A 239-nucleotide genomic window follows, 5' to 3' on the forward strand; every position below is an offset into this window, starting at 1 on the left:
GGGTCACGGTCAGGTCGTGGTCCAGTTTCTGGCTGACCTTGACGGTGAAGGCCGGCTGCTGGTCTTCGGTCACATCGCCTTTGCCGACGATGGTGACGGAGACCTTGTCGCCCTGGTTGTCGGTACCAGGAGTACCAGTGCCAGGTTCATCGGTCACGGTCGTGGTGACGGTGTTGTCGCCGAGGGTCAGCTTCTCGAAGTTGTCGCCACCGGCAACCGATTCGATCTTGTTGACGATG

At 60.3% G+C, this 239-nt stretch carries 1 protein-coding gene; it reads right to left on the reverse strand.

Translation table 11 applies throughout. From position 1 onward, the window contains the following. Positions 1–239, reverse strand: a 239-nt coding sequence (locus AC25M7_RS25555) for a hypothetical protein (protein WP_486971648.1), incomplete at both ends; no start/stop codon positions are given.

This window comes from Pseudomonas sp. P106(2024) (assembly GCF_057480815.1).